Origin of the sequence: Leptolyngbya sp. FACHB-321, assembly GCF_014695975.1 — a bacterium.
Taxonomy (GTDB): Bacteria; Cyanobacteriota; Cyanobacteriia; order Leptolyngbyales; family Leptolyngbyaceae; genus Stenomitos.
Window position 1 is genome coordinate 167,451 of sequence record NZ_JACJPI010000045.1, and the last position, 16,940, is coordinate 184,390.

The 16,940-nt window shown below is 49.1% G+C and carries 16 protein-coding genes; 5 read left to right on the plus strand and 11 right to left on the minus strand.

Annotated elements, in window-relative coordinates; genetic code table 11:
* Window positions 1–25: 25 nt before the first annotated feature.
* Together petA and petC are read right to left on the minus strand one after the other, a co-directional pair.
* Complete coding sequence (gene petA, locus H6F76_RS08285; protein WP_190507355.1) at window positions 26–1,006, minus strand: cytochrome f; 981 nt, start codon at window positions 1,004–1,006, stop codon at window positions 26–28.
* Between the two features lie 49 nt (window positions 1,007–1,055).
* Window positions 1,056–1,595, minus strand: a complete 540-nt coding sequence (petC, locus tag H6F76_RS08290) for a cytochrome b6-f complex iron-sulfur subunit (RefSeq protein ID WP_190507356.1) — start codon at window positions 1,593–1,595, stop codon at window positions 1,056–1,058.
* Window positions 1,596–2,070: 475 nt separating this feature from the next.
* Between petC and H6F76_RS08295 the strand changes: the two genes are divergently transcribed.
* Complete coding sequence (locus tag H6F76_RS08295; RefSeq protein WP_190451459.1) at window positions 2,071–2,388, plus strand: DUF3067 family protein; 318 nt, start codon at window positions 2,071–2,073, stop codon at window positions 2,386–2,388.
* A gap of 93 nt (window positions 2,389–2,481) precedes the next feature.
* Here the strand turns inward: H6F76_RS08295 and H6F76_RS08300 are convergent, their stop codons facing one another.
* The gene (locus H6F76_RS08300; protein ID WP_190507357.1) at window positions 2,482–3,213 is read right to left on the minus strand and encodes a class I SAM-dependent methyltransferase; all 732 of its coding nucleotides are present in this window, start codon (window positions 3,211–3,213) and stop codon (window positions 2,482–2,484) included.
* A gap of 666 nt (window positions 3,214–3,879) precedes the next feature.
* Here H6F76_RS08300 and H6F76_RS08305 point away from each other — a divergent pair.
* From H6F76_RS08305 to H6F76_RS08315, 3 genes are all read left to right on the plus strand, one after another.
* Window positions 3,880–4,059, plus strand: coding sequence for a replication restart DNA helicase PriA (locus H6F76_RS08305; protein ID WP_190451455.1), 180 nt, complete (start codon window positions 3,880–3,882; stop codon window positions 4,057–4,059).
* Window positions 4,060–4,610: 551 nt separating this feature from the next.
* On the plus strand, window positions 4,611–4,805 hold the full coding sequence (locus tag H6F76_RS08310) for a DUF2949 domain-containing protein (protein WP_190507359.1): 195 nt from the start codon (window positions 4,611–4,613) through the stop codon (window positions 4,803–4,805).
* A 339-nt stretch (window positions 4,806–5,144) separates the two neighbouring features.
* A complete protein-coding gene (locus H6F76_RS08315; RefSeq protein WP_190507361.1) occupies window positions 5,145–6,254 on the plus strand; it encodes a hypothetical protein in 1,110 nt (369 codons plus the stop codon).
* A gap of 147 nt (window positions 6,255–6,401) precedes the next feature.
* Here H6F76_RS08315 and H6F76_RS08320 read toward each other — a convergent pair whose 3' ends face one another.
* The 8 genes from H6F76_RS08320 to H6F76_RS08355 form a co-directional block, all read right to left on the minus strand.
* Entirely contained in the window at window positions 6,402–7,556 is a 1,155-nt protein-coding gene (locus H6F76_RS08320; protein ID WP_190507362.1) for an alanine--glyoxylate aminotransferase family protein, read from the minus strand.
* 115 nt (window positions 7,557–7,671) lie between these two features.
* Window positions 7,672–9,216: a hypothetical protein gene (locus H6F76_RS08325; protein ID WP_190507364.1), complete on the minus strand. Its 1,545-nt coding sequence runs from the start codon at window positions 9,214–9,216 to the stop codon at window positions 7,672–7,674.
* Window positions 9,217–9,363: 147 nt separating this feature from the next.
* Window positions 9,364–9,636: a DUF5340 domain-containing protein gene (locus tag H6F76_RS08330; RefSeq protein ID WP_190507366.1), complete on the minus strand. Its 273-nt coding sequence runs from the start codon at window positions 9,634–9,636 to the stop codon at window positions 9,364–9,366.
* A gap of 175 nt (window positions 9,637–9,811) precedes the next feature.
* Entirely contained in the window at window positions 9,812–10,708 is an 897-nt protein-coding gene (gene trpC, locus H6F76_RS08335; protein ID WP_190507368.1) for an indole-3-glycerol phosphate synthase TrpC, read from the minus strand.
* Between the two features lie 276 nt (window positions 10,709–10,984).
* Entirely contained in the window at window positions 10,985–12,418 is a 1,434-nt protein-coding gene (lpdA, locus tag H6F76_RS08340) for a dihydrolipoyl dehydrogenase (protein WP_190507369.1), read from the minus strand.
* A gap of 197 nt (window positions 12,419–12,615) precedes the next feature.
* Window positions 12,616–13,020, minus strand: a complete 405-nt coding sequence (locus tag H6F76_RS08345; RefSeq protein ID WP_199321993.1) for a hypothetical protein — start codon at window positions 13,018–13,020, stop codon at window positions 12,616–12,618.
* Window positions 13,021–13,111: 91 nt separating this feature from the next.
* A complete protein-coding gene (gene argH, locus H6F76_RS08350) occupies window positions 13,112–14,494 on the minus strand; it encodes an argininosuccinate lyase (RefSeq protein WP_190507395.1) in 1,383 nt (460 codons plus the stop codon).
* Between the two features lie 325 nt (window positions 14,495–14,819).
* Window positions 14,820–15,101: a hypothetical protein gene (locus tag H6F76_RS08355; RefSeq protein ID WP_199321995.1), complete on the minus strand. Its 282-nt coding sequence runs from the start codon at window positions 15,099–15,101 to the stop codon at window positions 14,820–14,822.
* A 375-nt stretch (window positions 15,102–15,476) separates the two neighbouring features.
* On the opposite strand from H6F76_RS08355, the gene codB reads away from it, so the two are divergent.
* Window positions 15,477–16,811 (plus strand): cytosine permease, encoded by a 1,335-nt coding sequence (codB, locus tag H6F76_RS08360; RefSeq protein WP_190507370.1) that lies wholly within the window; start codon window positions 15,477–15,479, stop codon window positions 16,809–16,811.
* Window positions 16,812–16,940 lie beyond the last annotated feature (129 nt).

Genomic DNA, 16,940 nt, shown 5'->3' on the forward strand with positions numbered 1-16,940 from the left:
CAGGTATGAAATTGCAGTGCCAACGTTAGAAGTTCATCTCGGCTTCCTGCACGCGCTCAACTTGCTTCTTCTTCAGCACAAGCATGATTTGAGATAGGACCACAATACCGAAGAATGCGAGCAGACCCTTAACGCGATCGGGGTTTTGCAGCACGATTTCTGTATCTGCTTGACCAAAGCCGCCTACATTGGGGTTAATAGTCAGGGCATCACCCGCTTTCACCTCTTGCCCTTCTGAAACAACCAGATCTGGTCCGGCAGGAATCGTGTCAACGACTGTCTTGCCATCCGCCATTTGAATCGTGACCTCATAGCCGCCATCTTCTGGCTTAGTCACCTGGGTGATCGTGCCCGCTTCAGACGCATTGTAAACAGCGTTGTTGCTCTTTTCGCCATTGGGGTAAATTTGTCCACGACCACGATTACCGCCTACGTGAACCGCATACTTACCGAAGCGGAGCGATTTATCCGTCTTAGGATCAGGAGACAAGATTGGGAAGACGATCTCCTGGTACTGCTCACCGGGCAGCGGACCAATCACAACAATATTCTCTTTCCCTTCGCTGTAAGGCTGGAAGTAGAGGTCTTGCACCTTCTCCTTCATCTCTTCGGGAATCCGATCTTCCGGTGCAATCTTGAAGCCTTCGGGCAGCATCAACACCGCGCCTACGTTTAGAGGACCCTTGTCGCCACCGCCAATAACCTGCTGCTTCGTAATGTCATAAGGAATTTTGACAACGGCTTCAAACACAGAGTCGGGCAGTACAGACTGGGGTACTTCCACTTCGGTTGGCTTTGCTGCTAAATGGCAGTTAGCACAGACAATGCGCCCAGTTGCCTCACGGGGGTTTTCATACGCCTGTTGAGCAAAAATCGGATAGGCTGACGCAGTTTGGGGCAGCATCAAACTGCCTGTCAAAAACACTGCGATCGCCAGCACTGTCAGCGCAGCAGACTGACAAAGCTCAGCAGTAGGTATCAATCTCTCTAATGGATTTTTTTTCATTGGTAACGAACGTGTCATGAGCAAGGGACAGTCAGCAAACGATTGAGATTTAAGCCCACCAAGGGTCTTCACTAGTACGAAAATCAGTCTCAGTCCAGGGAGTAAAACTTACTTTGTTGTCAACAACAGTTGCATGTGCCAACGGTAGCGACAATGGTGCTGGACCGCGAACAACCTTGCCATTGCTGTCATACTGAGAGCCGTGGCAAGGGCACTTAAACTTGTTCTCAGCGGCGTTCCAAGGCACTACACAGCCTAGATGCGTACACACCGCATTGATGCCAAAGTCAGCCAGCGCTTTATCTTCTTTGATCACAATGTAGGTTGGATCGCCCTTCAACCCCTGAGAAAGGACGTGATCTCCAGCCGCATGACTAGCAACAAAATCGCTCACTAAAATATCGTTACCGAGTGCATCTTTAGCAGTAGCACCACCACCAGCAGCACCACTGGATGGAGGGATAAAGTATTTTACTACTGGATAAAGGGCACCCAACGCAGTGCCTGTCACCGCACCAAATGTCAAAAGGTTCATGAATTGACGACGCCCAAGATCGGGCACATCCGAAGATCCAGAAATTTGTGTCATGACTACGTATAGTTCTGTTAAGGGAGGGCTGTGACAATTGCTGGCGAGCGTTTAGTAGAGTTGCCATCCGCTTCACTCCACGCTGCGATGGATTCAGATGTCTGCCCCTTTTGCAGTCATTCGCTCGCCAAACACTGCAATAATCCTCTCACAGAGAGGCTTGTCGCTTTTCTGAGGAAGTTACTAAGATTATTACATTTCTTGACGCTAGCATCATAGCTAAGTAGGGGGCTGTCAGTTTTATACAAAATGTTAACAATGCGCTGAAGACTCCTTTGCATCGTTAGCTGTGTTTAAAGTTGCCTGCAAACTTAAGAAAAATAAGACAAGCAATGAGCCTGTGTGATCGATAGCCTATGCGATCGGTAGACAGACGCAATTAAAGACTTCTCCTTAGCTTCTCTATAGAAGGGGACAGCAACTGCTGGGGTGGCACAAGGTAGTTTCTCATGTCCAAGTACCTAGTAATAGCACTATGACCGGAAATGACTTACGTCAGATCTTGCTCGACAAGTGGGGACGCTCGTATGACGTTCAATTGCGGCGTACTCAAGGCAAGATCTTTTTTTTGGTCATGTGGAAGTATCTGGAGCAGGTCTCTTTTCCCTTGACCGAAACTGAATACGTAGAACATTTAGATGAAGTCGCAAGCCATCTGCAAGCGTGGGGTAGCGCGGAGCAAGTGCATACCTTGATTCAGCAGACGCGCGATCGTCCCCGGCTTGGCAAGGCAGTCAGCATTCCTCTCGAACTGGGCGAACGAGCCTCTGAATGGTTGCTCGAAGAGTTTTAGTCACACGAAAGACTTTCAGGACACACAAATCTATACCTTTCTGTCCAGGCATAACTCAGTTTGGTTGTGAGGGCTCAGTTTGTCAAAGCGTTCCTAGCGTTGAAACAAAATGACTTCGTGTGTCGGCAAGATGGTTCGCTTAAGACGATTTAGCACAGAAAGGCGATACTCCTGCTTAATAACTCCCTTCTCCCGTGCCTCTATAAAATCCCGCCCTTTAAACCCGGAGGGCACAAATTGATAGCTTCTGACTGGGCTAGACCAAAGTTTTTTGAAGTTAGAAAAGACTTCAAATGGACGAATACGTTCGCCTCCTACCAGATTCAAGCTTTGATAGAGGTCAAAGTAGAACAAAAAGCCCCCTGGTGGAAGCGTCTGATAAATCTGTTGTGCTAACTGTTTACGCCTTTCCATACTCTCAATTGTTGACAGAACGGCTGCTATTGAAAGCCAATTAAAGCCCTGATTAGCAAAGGTCGTTGGATCGCCTTCATAAGTCTCAAAGCGAATTGCAGGATTGAGCTTTCTAGCAAGATCGATCGCGCCAGATCTAACGTCTACGCCCATCAATTGCTCTGGTCGCAGCCCTAAGTCAACATACATTCGAGTACTGCGCCCATTGCCACAGCCTAAATCCAGCACATTGAGTGACTCTAAGGGAAGCGGGCTTAACAGTAAGGCTTGTGTTAGCCAGTAGAAAAGACTTAAGCGATAGGCGATTTCAAACTCAGAAAAAAGTGGGTTCCAAGTATCAGTTTCACCTGGTTCGAGTCGATCATAAGTATCTCGAACCTGGTTAGCCAGTGAATCTTTTTTGATATTCATAATCGCTATTAGGTGAAGAAGCTAGACTTCTCTGAATCATATTTGCTGGACAAGTCGTTTCAAACTGGCAAACGTGTTATGTAGCGATATTGCCTACTAAAGCGGTATTACTTTTTAAAGCTCTGTTTGACGCATGATTAGAAACATCTTAATAATCCAATCCTTGTAAAATTAGAATGCTTTTGGGCTAGAGAGGATAGAACTCTATAGCTTTAGAAGAAGTCCTTCAAAAAACCTTTGCCAATAACTTTTACGTCAATCTAGAAGTAAGTATTTCCTGTTATGTTGTTTACTTCTAACGCCGCATACTAAAAACAGGATGAAAATGTGAAATTTAGAGGAAAGAAAAATAGTGTGAACTTTTATATCGTTTCTACCATTAGAGAAAATCCTTGCGGCTTCAGCAGCTCCGGTGTGTAATCAACCTTAAAACTCTGATCCCCATCCAGTAATCGTGCAAAGCATCAAACTCTCTAACCAGAGTCTGATTGTCAGCCAGTATGAATACCGACATAATAGAACTATTAGCTCAACAGCATTCATTCTTCGTTTTTGCTCGCTTTAGTTGTTTTCGATACGTTCGCTGTTAACAATTCAAAATATAAGGGTGGTGATCGCCCTATCAAGCCAATGATTCAAACTTCGCTTAACCTAAAACCATTTCATATGAACACTATTTTGGATATTCACTGCCCAAACTGTGGTAGCCGTGCCGAACGGCATTACCTTGGGGCAGAACACTTAACCCGGACCCAATGCTCGACTTGTGACTATCTGATGGTGATGTGTTCCCAAACAGGACGGGTGATTGAAGCCTATGCCCCTGGGCTTTATGCCCATCGCTAAGTGCTAGCTCCTGAACTCTAAATGTGCTAGCCGCTAGAATGTATGATTTTGGTTGAATGTGATTGACTCAATGAAGTTTTATATCCCTGGACTCCTCAAAAAGCTGGGGATTCTGTTTCTTTAAATTCGATCACAACTTGGCGTACAGCCGTCATAAGCATGATACTTGCCCTAAAACTTAATGGCTTCTCAACGCTACTCCTTCAAGGTTATTTCTACAAGTTTCGTGCTGGCGCTCTTACACGCTCTTTAAGCAGCCTGCTAATGTCCTTCAGGTTAGGTCCCAAAGTCTTAGTTAAGTTTTTGGTAAAAAAGTTGAAGTGGTGCATAGCGCTGTGCCTGGTTTCTGTAGCTTTGCAGATCCTTGTAGTAGTTGCGCTTGCTTATTAGGCCTTAGCGAACTCTCAATAGCAGGCTGGTTTTCTTGCTATGCAGCTAACGGAAACCACATAGTCCAACACAATTTATATAGCCAGATTAAAGACTGTCCATTAGCTGTATTCGTCAACTGATCCTTCATTCACAATGGTGTCCTTATCAGGAGACGAGCCATGACGGCACCGACAACCTATTCTCGCTTTATTCGCTTCCTGCAAGAAGACTTGGCAATTTCGGCTGCCTCGATCGCCATTGCCCTTCGCCACAGGGAACTCGATCCAGGACCGTTATCAATGATTCTTTGGCAATATGGTTTAGTCACGCTTGAGCAGCTCGATCAAATCTATGATTGGCTTGAGCAAGCATAGGTGCCTGTGAGTTTAGATGGATTGGTAAGACGTGAGATCGCCTGTTGTTTCTGGCTTGATCATTGGATGCTTTGAGAAAATTTTGTCTCTAGCTGCTATAAAAAAAGGCTTTACTGGTAGAGCAGGCTAAACGTAGTCTGCTCTTTTGTTTTTTGATCAGGTACTTTTTTCTCCGCTGTGGTACTAGGCATACCAAGTTGCTTTTGTATCGTTTTTGCCTCTATCATTCGGCCTATCTGGCTCTTGTGCGACGATTGAAAGCAAATGGTGCGAGCTAAGCATGATTGATCGGGTGAAGTAATGATTCTCCAGCCAATGAAGAAAGGACTGTACATACGTATGGTTACGCTGGGACTGCTGCTATTGGCTCTACCGCTTGGAGTCGGTTGGTGGGCAGTGAATGTGCTGCGCTTTCAACACCTTTCTGGGTGTCAGTCACTAGCAGAAGCAGAAAACCAGACGGATGACGCAGCGGCAGTAAGTTTCTATTGTGCGCAGGAAAGTGTAGGTCAGCAAACGGTTGATGGACTGTCAGAAGCAATTAGAATGGCGCGTTTAGTGCCGTCAGAGCATCCCTTAGCAGCACAGAGCGATCGCCTGGTAGAGCAGGCCTCTCAGTCACTTTTGGCTTTAGCTGAAGACTCGTTTCAGGGAGGAAACCTGGAGGAGGCGATCGATGCAGCACGGCGTATTCCTGTTCTAACCGCAGCATACAAAACGGCGGATGAGCGAATTGAGTCATGGCAAACTGCTTGGGATACGGCACAGTCTGTTGATAGTGATGCCCAAGCCTTTGCTGAACGCGGTCAATGGGATCAAGCCTTTGCTAAAGCAAGGGAGTTGCGGCAGTTAGGTAATCGCTATTGGGATGGCGATCGTTACCAGGCATTGGTGCAGAAGATTCAGGAAGCAAAGGAAAATAAGGCAGCACAGACAAAAGCAGAGCGGGAGCAGCAAAAAGTAGTTCAGGCAAACGTTGCTCCTCGCTTTGATCCGTTGCCAGACTGGCAAAAAGAGCAGGAAAAAGAAGCGGCGGCTAACCTCGATCGCGCTCGTAAACTGGCAAGTGCTGGCAGTGTCGACGGACTACGTGCCGCAACTGATGCTGCTGGGTTGGTATTATACGGTACGCCTCAGTACGAACAGGCGCAGCAATTGGTTGGACAGTGGAGCCGTCAGCTTCAGGAATTACAAGACCGCCCCTATCTCACTCGCGCTATACAGCTAGCAGGTAAAGGTGATATGCCCTCGCTACAGGCAGCGATCGCCGAAGCCAGCAATGTTAGCTTTGGTAGCGCACTCTATCAGGAAGCACAGACAAAAATTGGTCAGTGGACAGATGCAATTCAAAAGCTACACCTCCAGGCATACCCTGTTCGTCCAGCCAATAGTAGTTTAGTCAGCCCTTCTAACTACGCTATTCCGCCTGCAGCAGCGCCTACACCATAAAGAGAGGGCGCTGGAGATTTAATGCTCAAAAAACGCTACTTTTTGATTGTCCATGCAACTTTAGTAGAGCAAACAGCCGCTTACTCTATGGCATATGCCATCGCCTCAAGAAGGCTCTGTATCAGTTGCGAAGCGGTGGCGAACGCTTTAGGCTGTAGCAAAAACCTTGGCTGCTGCTGCTACACCTGCGCCGGGTGTAAAGCCTTCATAACCTAGCTCTTGTAACGTTGCTTCTAACGCACCGATCGCGGTCAAAATATCACGATCGCTGACAAAGCCTAGGTGCCCAATACGAAAGATTTTGCCCTTGAGGTGATCCTGCCCGCCTGCAAGGATGATGTCAAACCGCTTTTTCATTACAGCGCGGATTTGTTCAGCATCAACGCGATCGGGGGCGACCGCAGTAATGGCGGGACTAGCGGCACCATCGGGTGCAAGCAATGGCATTCCTAAGGCTTTGACAGAGGCACGCGTAGCGCTGGTCAATCGCTGATGACGTGCAAAGATCTGCTCCAAACCCTCTGCCTGCATCATCCGTAGTGCCACTTGCAGGGCAAAGAACATATTAACGGGCGGTGTAAACGGTGTGGTGTTCTTTGCTGCATCTTTGCGGTACTTGCCCAAGTCAAGGTAGAAACGAGGCAGCTTAGCCGTTTTGTATGCTTCCCACGCTCTGGCATTAACGGTCACGAAGCCTAATCCTGGTGGCACCATATAGCCCTTTTGAGAACCGGAAGCAACTACATCCAGACCCCAGGCATCAACTGGTACATTGTAGGAACCCAGACTGGTCACAGTATCAACGATGATGAGCGCTTCGCCATGGGTTTTAATGTGACGGTTAATCGTTTCCAGATCGTTCAACACCCCAGTGGACGTTTCGCTATGGGTGACGATGACCGCCTTGATCGCCTTTGCAGTATCTGCCTCTAACGTCTCCCGAAATTTCTCTGGGTCAAGCGCTTGTCCCCATTCAGCAGTAATAGGCTCAACGTTCAAACCATAGGCTTGGGCAACCTCTACCCAGCGCTCACCAAACTTACCATTGCTGCCGACCAGCACACGATCGCCCGGACTCAAAAAGTTAATGATGGCTGCTTCCACTGCACCTGTACCGCTGACGGTTAGACTCAGCACATCATTTTGTGTTTGATGCAACCATTTCAACCCATCTGTTACTTCCGCCATGATTTTGGAAAAGTCGCCACTGCGATGCCCGATCGGGTGCTTCGCCATTGCGAGTAGAACCTGTTCTGGTACCGGCGTTGGACCCGGAATCATCAGCATGAGCTTGTCGTCCATAAATCTGCCCTGAGCATCAATAACATCGCGCCTGATGGCGGCATACTCCAGAATGACACAATTTCTTACCTTTCAACCAAGGTGACGATCGCCACCTGGCTGCAATTGCCATCTTTTACGATCGCTGCGGTTTGTAATTGCGCCGACGAAGCAGGAAGTCAGGCAAATCAACTTTTGTTTCCTGAGGAAAGGGAGACACTGGGATGAGGGTAGGGCTGCCGGGTTCGGGTTCATCGGCAGCGGCTAACAGTGTCGTTAGCAACTCTGATAGTGCTGGTGGAGCATCCGGTAACGCCTGATCCAGTAATTCTTTGAGCTTAAGGATGCCGCTTTGACTGCTCAAACAGCGGTCTTTCCAATGTTGGATGGCGGTTTCATATTCACTCGCCTGCTGTGCCTGCCGCAAGATCTGCTCTTGCATATCAGCAGTCTGATTTTCCAGCTCTGTCAGGCGAACATATTGGCGATCGCGCTCTTCTTCCAGTTCTTGGCAGGCGTGCCGAAGCATTGCCTGAGTCGTTGTTTGCTTGGCTGCCTGAGTTTCTAGTGCCGCAATCCTGGCATGGGCTGTGACTAAATCAGGCACGAGCGCTACGGCTGATACGTCTGGTGTCGCCTGATCCGAAGGGACGCGAGATGTAACTGAGACATGAGATAAGTGAGTCTGTTGCAAACTGTCGAGCCATGTCTGCTGCTCTTGCAGCGTAGTATGAGCCTGCTGTAGCTCTGTTTCAAGCTGTTCTAAGGCAATTTGGCGATTGCTCAGAATTTGTGAGAGTTCGCAAACTTGATCACGAGCGCTCTCTAACCGCTCTGTCAATTGAGTGGCTAAAGTCTGGGCATCCAGTGATTGGGACTCCAACGCGATCGTCCGTGCTTGTTGGGTATGCAGATCGGTTTGCAGTTGTTCTAGCTGCTCCTCTAGCTGCTGGCGGTATGCTTGCACGTCGGCACGATCATGGGCAACCTGAGTTTGTAGTTGCTCTAGCTCTTGCTGCTGCGCCTGAGTCAGCCCTTCCATCGTGTTTAGCAGCGTTTGCAATGAGCGATCGCGTGCTTGCGTTTCGGTTAGTTGTGCGGTTAAGGCTTGCTGTTGATGTGCCAGTTGCAGCTTTAAACGGGCGATCGCCCGCTGTTGAATGTTAGAAATATCTTCAGTCGCCGCTAGCTGTGCTTCCAAACGCTGCTGGTCAACCATCTGTAGCCGCATCTCGCTTAACGATGTTAGCGACTGATCAAGGGCTTGCTCTAAGTGGCGAATGCGCTCAATCTGCTCATGGGACAGCAATCGAGCTTGCCTTAGCTCGGCTTGCAGGGTTGCTTGCTCATGTTCCCAACAGTGCCATTGCGATGCTAAAGCAACGGTTGCCTGCTGGCATACCATTTCAATGAAATCTGGATCAATCGCATTGAGTTCATGATGTGCTGCTGCCCAGGCAGTCAAAAAGCCTTGCAGAGGCTCTAAAAATTGTGTTTCATCACGTTGTGTGTTGTCTCGCTTTTGGTTGTCGTCCCCGGTGATTGTCCCTCCAGCAGCCAGCGCTGTCGTCTCCTGCAACTGACCATCGCCAAGCTGTTCTTGTAGGGCAGGCTGTTGTTGCGGAGCGGCGTAGCTATCCGCTGCTGCTAAAGCGCTAGAAGCTAGATTCGGTTCAGACACACAGAACCTCCCGGAAACGTGAACCAGCTATATTGATGCTCGTTAGGCTAGTGATCTGACTCTAGAGTGTTCAACTTTAAGCAAGGCACCCAGCTACTTCAGAAGCTTTAGAGTTTAGCGTTTAACGTTAGCCGTCCTAAGCCAAGATTATTCTTTTTGTAGACTCAGCACTGTATTAGGGATTTCTTGATCAGGTGTCAGACTGTTTAGCGACCAGCGATACTCGATCGGCTGGTTGCGGCGCTCACAGTTTTCTTCTAGCTGCTTCTGTAGTGCAAGTGCTTTACGAAGCGTGATGATTAACTGCTGTACTTGAGCCTGAGCTGGAGACTGCCGACCCACAGCAACTATTGTTTGACGTTCGAGCAGTTGGAGGAGGAGTTCGTAATGAATGTGTGATGGAAGGGGAATGGGTTCCATTAAAACTGACTACCTTATAGCATGAATCAACTGGGACAACAGTCTGGGGCTACACCGTTTAGCGATCGAACTAAGCTGTCAAGCCGTTGGACGATGAAGCTGTGGAACCATCCAGCAAAGGTGCTGCGCGTTGCGCTTAGAGCGCCTTTTGACAACAGCCTATGGCTTTGGAGTTCTACGGGGTTAGCGTTCTGCCAACGAGTTCTGCTAGTGCCACTGCTGGATCGGGTTGTCGCATGAGTGACTCGCCAACCAGAACGGCACTAGCACCGGCTGCCTCAACTAAGGACAGATCAGCAGGTGTATGAAGCCCTGATTCACTCACCACGAGGATGTCCCGCGATCGCAGTTGGTCTTGACGATCGTTTAGCAAGCGGCATGTCGTTTGTAAATCAACCGAAAAGTCCTCCAGATTGCGATTGTTGATGCCAATCAAGTTAATGCCTTCAAGCGCCAACACGCGGTCAAGTTCCGCCAGGGTATGGACCTCAACTAGGGCAGCCATGCCTAGCGTTGCCGCAATTTTCAGAAAGTACTGGAGGTCTTTATCAGACAGAATGGCAGCAATTAGCAGTATGGCATCGGCTCCACTGATCCGTGCCAGATACATCTGATACGGATAAATAATGAACTCCTTACATAGCAAAGGGAGGTCAGTAACAGCGCGGATACGGGCAAGGTTGTCGAAGCTGCCCTGGAAAAATGTTTGGTCAGTCAAAACTGAGAGACAAGTAGCACCGCCTTGCTCATAAGAGCGGGCGATCGCAACAGGATCAAAGTCTTCCCGAATGATTCCCTTGCTAGGCGATGCTTTTTTAACTTCGGCAATGACTGCTGGATGAGTCTTACCATGCTGGAGCGCCTGCAAAAAGGATCGTGGTGATGGTAAATCTTTGACTTGCTTTTGCAGCTCTAGTAGAGGGACGCGATCGCGCAGTTGAGCGACTTCAGTCTCTTTCTGCCAGACGATTTCCTCCAAAATATGACGAGGAGCTGCATCAGGCATCTTTGCCTGGTAGCGCAATGACTGTACAGAAACCGCAGGATTAGGTGGACGACGACGGATCTGCATTGGTAGCCTGGGCGTAAGTTAAAACAAAGTAAGCGATCGGAGCCGTGTTCTACCACTGCTCAAAGCGATGCTAATGAATGCTTTTGATAGCGTAACCTAACTCTGAAGCTGTACGGAGTGGAATTGTATAGAGCCGTACAAAAATAATCCGAATTTTTAAGAAAGGCTAAAGGCTAAAAGCTAAAGGCTAAAAGTTGTAGGTTATGGGTTAAACAGCTTCCAACCCCTACGCTTGCTCTAAGCTGTCTGACCCTTTTAGCCCTTAGCCTTGCTTCCTTAATGCGTTGTCACTGCTCGCTTATACGCTTCGTCTAGCACCTCCGAAAGCGTGGGATGGGCGTGTACCAAGAAGGCAAGGTCTTGAATGGCTTGCCGTTGGGCGATCGCGTTAGCAGCTTCTTGAATGAGGTCAGAGGCGTGGAGACCAAAGATATGAACGCCCAGCACTTCACCGGTGTCTTGCCGATAAATAACTTTGGCTACGCCATCGGTTTCGCCTTCTGCGATCGCTTTAGCGTTCCCCTTGAAATAGCTTCGTACAGCGGCAATTTCAAAACCTTCTACATTACCCTTCTCTTTAGCAGCCGGTTCTGTCAAGCCAACAAAGCCGATTTCGGGATGAGTAAAAGCGGCGGCAGGAATGCTGTGGTAATCAACCGCACGGGGGCGATCGCAGATGTTCTCAACCGCTGCCACACCCTGAGCGGCGGCAGCATGAGCCAGCATCAGTTTGCCTGTTGCGTCACCGATCGCCCAGAGATGGGGTACAGGTTCGCCATGCGATAGCACTGCCATGTGGTCATTGATGGGGATGAATCCTGGTCGCACGGTTTCTACGCCAACTGCATCCAGCCCCAAATCCTTGGTCAGCGGGACACGTCCCGTTGCAACCAGACAGGCATCGACCTCCAAAACTTCAATGATTTCCTTTGTTTTGGCATCCGCTAGTTCAATGACGACGGGCGAACCAGGCGTAATGCGTTTTGCTAACACGCCGACTTTCGTTTCAATATCGCGGGGGGTAATGAGCTTCCGCTGCGCGAGTTTGGCAATATCAGGGTCGAACCCTGGCATGAGTTGGTCAAGCGCTTCAATTAAGGTGATTTCGCAACCCAGCGCAGAGTAAACGTCAGCAAACTCTAAGCCAATGTAACCGCTACCGACGATCGCAATCCAGGGGGGCAGCGACTCTAACCGCACCGCATCGTCGCTGGTAAAGACGGTCTTACCATCCAGCTCAATACCTGGTGGCACAAAGGGCACTGAGCCTGGGGCAAGCATAATGTCCTTCGCCGTGATGACTTTCTCGCCATCGGTTGTTGTAACCGAAACTTTTTGCTGTCCGGCGATTTTGCCCCACCCATGAATTGTGTCAACGCCCAAGCGCTTCAAACTACCAACTAATGCCTCTCGCTGCTTAGCGACGATGGTATTGGCATGATCAGCGATCGTCTGGCGGTCAAATGCCACCTTGTCTAATTGAATGCCAAGCGCTTTCAGGTGATGGGTATCCTGCAATTCGCGCACTCGTCCCGATGCAGCTAGCAGCGCTTTGGAAGGAATGCAGCCACGATTAACGCAGGTGCCACCCATATCGGCGGCTTCGATGACGGCTGTTTTCAGCCCACAGTTTACTGCATGAATCGCTGCCCCATGACCGCCAACCCCGGCTCCAATGATGACCAAATCGTAATCGAATGACTGACTCACAACTCTCTCCTGGTGCATTACTTTCTATTCTCTGTTGGACAGGGGCGATCGACAAGGGAGGGAGTAGGAAGTAGGCGAAAGAGTGACTCATATTTAGTTTTAAATCCCTTTAGGCATTCTAGAAAAGTTATTAGAAGAAAGCTGACCACCTGACTGCTGAATCAGCTTAAAACTCCTTAGCATAGTGGCACAGAGCGCTACTCAACCCGATTTACGCCTCGCGCCTCGCTTTCACTCAACACGATCTCCGTCTGGCTTCTGGTTCCTACGCTTCCATTTTGCTGCCCTGGTCGATCGCTATGCCACCAGTTTTTCGTCGCTTCCGGTAAATTGACAGCATAGAGGGTAATAACAATCGGCTCTTGCAAGCCCTGTCCGAGAATTTCGACGTTGTAGGACGGATGTTTTTTGGTCGATAGATCCACAATGAAGCGTTTACCAATGCGTCGCCAGCTTGGTTCTTTGCCGCGCCACTGAAGACGACAACAGGGATAGGGCAACTGTTCGCGGTCGAACAAGCGACAGCAGGGACCAATCACACGGTAACTAAAGTGACAACCGGGGCTAAAAAAGACCTGCCCATGCTGAAGCGGATGAGCCATAACGATTAGCAAGCAGTCGGTCGTGTTTCCAAACGGTTGTTTTCGTCAGTAGGGACGTTAGAGCTAACGTCCCTACACCATGTCACCTTTTCTACGAGAGGGCTGCTTTAGCATTTTGCAGTGCGTGTCGCACCTGAGCAAAGCCAGTGCCCCCGTAGCTATTACGGGCAGAGACCACCTGGGCAGGCTCGATCGCAGCGTAAATATCAGACTCAAACGCCGGATGGAGCGTTTTCCATTCATCTAAGGTCAGATCTTTTAAAAGCTTGCCTTGAGCCAGGGACATTTTCACCACTTTGCCGACCAGGTTATACGCTTCTCGAAACGGCACGCCTTTGCCTGCAAGATAGTCTGCTACATCCGTCGCGTTGGAAAAGTCTTCGTTGACGGCTGCTTGTAGACGAGCCACGCGAAACTCTAGCCCTTCTTGCAGCAGAATGGTCATTGCTTCCAAGCAACCCTGCACCGTCACAACCGCATCAAAGAGAGCTTCTTTATCTTCCTGCAAATCTTTGTTGTAGGCGAGGGGCAAGCCCTTCATCAGCACCAGTAGACCCTGAAGATGCCCAAAAACTCGCCCAGTTTTGCCTCGCACCAGTTCGGGTACGTCAGGGTTCTTCTTCTGTGGCATGATGCTGGAACCCGTAGAGCAACTGTCTTTGAGGGTGACAAAGCCAAATTCTTCAGATGCCCATAGAATTACTTCTTCAGCAAGGCGGCTAAGATGCACCATGATGAGGCTTGCTGCACACAGAAACTCAATGGCAAAGTCACGATCGCTCACCCCATCTAAACTGTTGGCATACACGCCGCCAAAGTTAAGCAATTCAGCCGTGTAGTGGCGATCGATGGGAAAAGTGGTGCCTGCCAGCGCACCGGAACCTAGCGGTGAGATATTGACCCGCTGATAAATTTCGCCTAGCCGCTCCCAGTCGCGCTGGCTCATTTCAAAGTAGGCAAGCAGATGATGGGCAAGACTAAGCGGCTGTGCCCGTTGCAGATGCGTATAGCCAGGGATCAGCGTCTCGACGTGCTGCTCTGCCAGCGTAAGTAAAATTGACTGAAACGATCGCACCCGTTGGCGAATCTGCTGGATCTGGTCGCGCAAGTAAAGGCGCGTGTCGGTGCCCACCTGATCATTGCGCGATCGTGCCGTGTGGAGTTTTTTGCCCACATCACCCACAATCTCGGTCAGGCGGCGCTCAACTGCAAAGTGTACATCCTCTGCCTCAACGCCAGGAACAAACAGCCCTTGCCGATACTCCTGCCGGATCTGCTCTAAACCATCGACCAGTTGCTCTCCCTCGGCAGCCGCAATAATGCCTGTATGAGCCAACATGCGTGCATGAGCTTGTGAGCCAATCAAATCGTACTCAATGAGTTGGATATCAAAACCAATACTGGCGTTGAACTGGGCGATCGCAGGATGGAGCGCCGACTCAAAGCGTTGGCTCCAGGTGGAGGGCTGGCTCACCGATGATTGAGAGAGGTCTTGATTCAAAGCAGTTCTCACTAGGTTAGAGAGTTTAGATTTCTGGCTAGAGTTACAGAGTTTTTAGCTCAACGTCCGTAAACTCTGAAGGCAACTAAAATCTACTTCACTCAATATCACAAAAAGCATTCCCGAACTGTTATCAGTAGGGTTGATCCCACCGCACAACTACAAAGGCTGTGCTTGCCGAGGGCGAAGGCTTTGCAAAAATAAGCTCATGCTTAAGAAAGTGGTTAACCCTCAAGCATCAGCCGTTGATCGACAGCGGCGAATCTTGTACACATCCCTAATTGTTGATGTTTAACCTTTAGCCGAAGGATGTAAATGTCTTCACAAAATAACCAAAAATGATGCCAATGAGAAATGCCCAAACCTGACCTGTTTTGACAAAGTTGTTGAATGCTCTCTGCACATCGCCGCCCAAGTCAACTTTAATTTCCTTGTCGCCGATAGCTGCTAGGTCGATCGGCAAGTGCCAGTGAGATGGTTGTAACAGGTCAAGCAAAGACGTATGAATCCAAGCTGTATCGAGTAAATGCGTTGGATCAATAAGCCCAGTTACTACATCCGGTATCACGCAAAGAACCATTGCCGCTCTCTCCTCTTTTGAATGAATGCAAACTAACGCACACGTTTATCTTACAGACTGCAAGGATACCAGAAAAGTATTTGAGCGATCACACGACTCAAGCACATAAAGGCTTGCTGCAAAGCGGTTTAAAACCGAAGACAGTTGGCGATTGCCTCCTTCAATTAGCGAACTAGAACTGTCTAACCGACAGCCAAAGAGTCAAGAAGAATACTTGTGATTGCATGAAGGGATATATAAAAACGTCTTTCCTTGTCGAACGACCTGCTTATGGTTATCAAGCTATCTTCTTTAGAAATCTGTTGTCTACTATACGACGACACTTAGCATTTCCTAGTAAGTACGTAGAATAGCGTTGCGGTTTCGTAAAACCTGATGAAGACGACATCTGAGACGGGTGCAGATATAGTGGCGGGAGCAGGCGGAGCCTCAGAAGATTACCCGTTAGCGGCAGTGCCGTTGACTGCTCGTAAATCCCTGGCATCGTTAGGTCCGCTACTTATGGGTTTCACCCTTTATTCTGGCACTCTCTTTGCTGGCGGATTAGTGGGTCCTGCGTTTAAGTTTTTTCCCGATTTAGTTGTGCTAATTGTCATTGGCAACTTGATTTTGGGAACGTATGCCGCTGCACTCGGCTATATTGCTGCCAAAACGGGTCTCAGTACGGTGTTAATGGCACGCTTTAGTTTTGGCAGTGTGGGTTCTCGGTGGGTTGACTTTATCTTAGGCTTTACGCAAATCGGTTGGTATGCATGGGGAACGGCGCTGATTGCTGATTTGTTGAACAAGCTGGCTGGGGTGCCAACGTCCTGGAATTGGCTCACTATTCTGTTTTTCACCTATTTCTTCTGTTCCACTGCCTACGTCGGTTACAAGGCAATGGATTGGTTGAGCCGTATTGCAGTGCCAGCTATGCTGATTTTGATGGTTTGGTGTCTCGCGATCGCCTCTGGTCAAATCGGTGGCTGGGAGGGATTACAGGCAATTCAGCCGACTAAGGAAATGACGATCGGTGCGGCTTTGACAATTATTGTTGGCACCTTTGTTTCGGGTGGCACTCAGGCAACTAACTGGAGCCGCTTTGCTAAGAACGGCAAGGTCGCTACGATCGCTACGCTGCTTGCCTTTTTCTTTGCTAATGGCTTTCTCATTTTTAGTGGTGCGTTTTGTTCTCTGGTGTATGCCAATGTCCCTGCTATTGCCGATAGTTCTGATATTGTGCAAGTCATGGCGTATCAGGGGTTAGTGGGCTGGGGGTTGTTGCTGTTGTTCTTAAATATGTGGACGACCCAGGACAACACGATCTATGCCTTTTCAGTAGCAGGTGCCCATATGTTTCGCACCAATAAGCGGACGCTGTTTGTGCTGGGTGGCGCGACGATCGCCCTCGTTTTAGCATGGGGCGGCATTTACAAAATGTTGGTAGACTACCTGATTTTACTGGGCACGTTTATTCCACCGATCGGTGGAGTGATTATGGCTGATTTTTGGTTGCAGCGCCGTAGTGAATTTCCAGCGCTTGATACTCCGCAGCCTGCCTTTAATTGGGCAGGGGTGATTGCTTATGTAGTGGCATCGGCGATCGCCTACTTCACAGGCAAAGCTAGCCTTGGCATTGCACCCATTAATGGCATCATTGCGGCAGTCATTCTATACGTGGTTTTGAGCAGGGTTCTACCGCAGCAAAACGCTCGCAGTACGGTGAGCTAGTTGATGTTGCTTAAATAACCTGAGTTCGGGATAAGAACTGGGACAAGAAAGGGGCAAACCCGATAGGCTGAAAATGCAAAATCTCATGCCTGGTTTGCCCTCATGCTTAGTCTAGAAGCACTTTTTTGC

Excerpts from the sequence above, each read along its gene's own strand:
- H6F76_RS08310 (WP_190507359.1), top strand. The coding sequence starts at position 4,611 with ATGACGGCACCGACAACCTATTCTCGCTTTATTCGCTTCCTGCAAGAA.
- petC (WP_190507356.1), bottom strand. The coding sequence starts at position 1,595 with ATGACACAAATTTCTGGATCTTCGGATGTGCCCGATCTTGGGCGTCGT.
- H6F76_RS08315 (WP_190507361.1), top strand. The coding sequence starts at position 5,145 with ATGGTTACGCTGGGACTGCTGCTATTGGCTCTACCGCTTGGAGTCGGT.
- H6F76_RS08355 (WP_199321995.1), bottom strand. The coding sequence starts at position 15,101 with ATGGTTCTTTGCGTGATACCGGATGTAGTAACTGGGCTTATTGATCCA.
- H6F76_RS08345 (WP_199321993.1), bottom strand. The coding sequence starts at position 13,020 with ATGGCTCATCCGCTTCAGCATGGGCAGGTCTTTTTTAGCCCCGGTTGT.
- H6F76_RS08300 (WP_190507357.1), bottom strand. The coding sequence starts at position 3,213 with ATGAATATCAAAAAAGATTCACTGGCTAACCAGGTTCGAGATACTTAT.
- H6F76_RS08320 (WP_190507362.1), bottom strand. The coding sequence starts at position 7,556 with ATGGACGACAAGCTCATGCTGATGATTCCGGGTCCAACGCCGGTACCA.
- petA (WP_190507355.1), bottom strand. The coding sequence starts at position 1,006 with ATGAAAAAAAATCCATTAGAGAGATTGATACCTACTGCTGAGCTTTGT.
- H6F76_RS08305 (WP_190451455.1), top strand. The coding sequence starts at position 3,880 with ATGAACACTATTTTGGATATTCACTGCCCAAACTGTGGTAGCCGTGCC.
- H6F76_RS08330 (WP_190507366.1), bottom strand. The coding sequence starts at position 9,636 with ATGGAACCCATTCCCCTTCCATCACACATTCATTACGAACTCCTCCTC.
- trpC (WP_190507368.1), bottom strand. The coding sequence starts at position 10,708 with ATGCAGATCCGTCGTCGTCCACCTAATCCTGCGGTTTCTGTACAGTCA.
- H6F76_RS08295 (WP_190451459.1), top strand. The coding sequence starts at position 2,071 with ATGACCGGAAATGACTTACGTCAGATCTTGCTCGACAAGTGGGGACGC.
- codB (WP_190507370.1), top strand. The coding sequence starts at position 15,477 with ATGAAGACGACATCTGAGACGGGTGCAGATATAGTGGCGGGAGCAGGC.